General features: G+C 68.6%; 3 protein-coding genes. 1 reads left to right on the top strand and 2 read right to left on the bottom strand.

Annotation, left to right across the window (positions count from 1 at the left end; genetic code table 11):
• Both AB7E35_RS13730 and AB7E35_RS13725 read right to left on the bottom strand, forming a co-directional pair.
• A partial coding sequence (locus AB7E35_RS13730) for a histidine kinase dimerization/phospho-acceptor domain-containing protein (protein WP_428167755.1) occupies positions 1-866 on the bottom strand: 866 nt, incomplete at its 3' end.
• Positions 853-1,500, bottom strand: a complete 648-nt coding sequence (locus AB7E35_RS13725; RefSeq protein ID WP_428167754.1) for a response regulator — start codon at positions 1,498-1,500, stop codon at positions 853-855. The genes AB7E35_RS13725 and AB7E35_RS13730, both read right to left, overlap by 14 nt.
• A gap of 177 nt (positions 1,501-1,677) precedes the next feature.
• On the opposite strand from AB7E35_RS13725, the gene AB7E35_RS13720 reads away from it, so the two are divergent.
• Positions 1,678-2,688, top strand: coding sequence for a diaminopimelate dehydrogenase (locus tag AB7E35_RS13720; protein ID WP_428167753.1), 1,011 nt, complete (start codon positions 1,678-1,680; stop codon positions 2,686-2,688).
• The last annotated feature ends 304 nt before the right edge of the window (positions 2,689-2,992 follow it).

The raw sequence follows: 2,992 nt of genomic DNA, 5'->3' as shown, positions 1-2,992 counted from the left end.
GCGCCCGACGCGCTGCGCGCATGCCCCAGCACGGTGGCCTGCTGCGCCGACATGGGGCTGCGCCCCAGCGTGTCCAGAAACAGGCCCAGCGCATGCAGCGGCTGGCGCAGGTCATGGCTGGCCGCCGCCAGAAAGCGCGATTTTTCCTGGTTGGCCTGCTCGGCCGCGGCCTGCGCCTGCATGGCCGTCTGCGTCTGGGCGCGCAACTGCCCCACCAGGCGCTCGTTGTCGAGCTTGAGCTCGATGCTGTCGCGCGCCGCCTGCGCCAGGGTGTGTGCATGCATGCTGGTCAGCAGGTAGTACACCATCACCAGCACGCAGCCGGGCAGCGCGATGGGCCCGCCCAGCACCCCCAGCACGATCAGCACCCCGCTGATGGCGAAGGTCAGATAGGCCATGTAGCCGCGCAGCAGCGGCGCGCCCAGGCCCAGCGCGCCCGACGACACGGTGCTCAGGATGCCAATGGCGTACACCACCGCATCCGTGCCGCTGCCATGCCACAGCGCCATGCCGCCCAGCGACCCCCAGGTCATGCCCATGGCCGTCATGCAGGCCATCAGCCGCCGGGCGTCGCTGCGCGGGCGCAGGTGGCGCCGCGGCAGCCGCCGCAGTGCCAGATAGACACCGCCCACCACCAGCCAGTGCGACGCCATCCACCACAGCATGGGCACCCGCGGCACCGCCAGCGACATGATCCACACCGTGCCCACCGAGGTGACCAGCGACGCCCACAGCGTCATCGGAAAGTTGCGCCGCAGCAGGGCCACCTGCTCGACCAGCACCTCGTCGCGGTCCCAGCGCAGCGCCACGCGCCAGGCGCGGCGCCAGCCGGCAGCGCGCGCGCACCAGGCGTCAATGCGGTGCATCGGCAACAGGCCAGTGCACCAGGCCCAGGCGCTGGGCGGCCAGCAAGGCAGCGCTGCGGCTATTCACGCCCAGCTGGACAAAGATGGCGGCCACATGCACGCGCACCGTGTTCTCGCTCAGGCCGAGGTCGCGCGCGATGACCTTGTTGGGCTTGCCCGCGCACAGCAGGTGCAGCACGTCGAGCTGGCGCGCCGTGAGGGCCGGCGCGCCCTGCCCGGCGCCAGGCGGCGTCGGCGGCACCGGCGTGCTGGCTGCCGGAAAGCACGGCAGGCCGGCAAGCGCAAGGCTGATGGCCTCCAGAATGTCTTCGCCGCTGGCGGACTTGGGCAGAAAACCGTCGGCGCCGCGCGCGCGCGATTCGCGTACCGCATCAGGGGCCACGCTGGCAGACACCAGCACGATGCGCGCACCGGGGAATGCGTCACGCAGCGGGCGCAGTCCGTCCAGGCCGTTCATGCCCGGCATCTGGATGTCGAGCAAGATCAGGCGCACGTCGCGCTGCGGCAGTGCGCAGGCCTGCGCGATCGAGCCCGCCTCCGAGATCGGCCCCACGCCAGGGTGGTCTTGCACGATCAGGCGCAGGCCGGTACGAAAAAGGGTGTGGTCGTCCACGAGCAGCAGGTGGGCAGGCATGGGTGAAGTATTGCGCACAACGCAGCAGCGGCGACCACTGCCGGGCTAGTCCATTTGTGCGATGGACTTGCGATGGACTTGCGATGGACGCCCCGAACCCCGCGTGCGCCGCGCATGCCCTGCGCTGGCCGACAATCCTGCGTTCAGGATTTCAGTCAACCAAAGGTAATTACCAGCATGGATCACAACCACAACGACCGCCCCCAGACCGCCATCCGCATCGGCATCGTGGGCTACGGCAACCTGGGGCGCGGCGTGGAGGCCGCCATCGCCAAGAACCCCGACATGGCCATCGCCGGCATCTACACGCGCCGCGACCCCGCGCAGCTCAAGCCTCTGGGCGCCGGTGTGCCGGTGTACGGCATCGACAGCCTGCCGGGCCACAAGGACCGCATCGACGTGCTGATCTTGTGCGGCGGCTCCAAGGACGACCTGCCCCGCCAAAGCCCCGAGCTGGCGGCGCATTTCAGCCTGGTGGACAGCTTTGACACCCACGCGCGCATCCCTGAGCACTTTGCCGGCGTGGATGCCGCCGCCCAGGCCGGCCAGACCACGGCGCTGATCTCGGCGGGCTGGGACCCGGGCATGTTCTCGATCAACCGCGTGATGGGCGAGGCACTGCTGCCCGACGGCGCCACCTACACCTTCTGGGGCAAGGGTCTGAGCCAAGGGCATTCCGACGCATTGCGCCGCGTGCCCGGCGTGGCGGGCGGCGTGCAGTACACCATCCCGGTCCATGAAGCGGTGGACAAAGTGCGCAGCGGTGTGCGCCCGCAGCTGTCCACACGCGAGAAGCACCGCCGCGAATGCTTTGTGGTGCTGGCCGAGGGCGCCAACGCCGAAGCCGTGCGCCAGGCCATCGTCACCATGCCGCACTACTTTGACGAGTACGACACCACGGTGCACTTCATCAACGCCGAAGAACTGGCGCGCGACCACGGCGCCATGCCGCACGGCGGCTTTGTGATCCGCAGCGGCAACACCACCGCGCAAAGCGGCCAGGTGATCGAGTACCGCCTGCAGCTGGACAGCAACCCCGAGTTCACGGCCAGCGTGCTGGTGGCCTACGCGCGTGCGGTGCGCCGCATGCAGCAGGCGGGGCAGTTTGGCTGCAAGACGGTGTTTGACGTGGCCCCGGGCCTGCTGTCGCCCAAGAGCGCGGCCGAGCTGCGCGAGCAGCTGCTGTAAGCTACGCTCAAATATTGGACAAAACAGGCTCTAGCGCTTGTCAATAAAGCGCTAGCAGCTATTCAAAACATAGCAAATCCGGATAACCCTCACCCCGTCTCGGCGCCGCACGCGCGGGCGGAGGGCCGCTGTGCCCGCCGTGAGAAAATCGCGGGCTATTTGCCGGGCGCCCCGGCAAGACAACCAACACCTACAGGACACCCGCACCATGGACGCAGAACGCATCAACCTCATCGGCACCACCCTCGAAGACCTGTCCGCCCGGACGCAAGAGCTACGGAGGTATCTTTGACTACGATGCCAA

Origin of the sequence: Diaphorobacter sp. (assembly GCF_050251835.1) — a bacterium.
Taxonomy (GTDB): domain Bacteria; phylum Pseudomonadota; class Gammaproteobacteria; order Burkholderiales; family Burkholderiaceae_C; genus JBFXIE01.
Note: the sequence above shows the minus strand (reverse complement) of the source record. Positions and strands in the feature narration are given on the sequence as shown.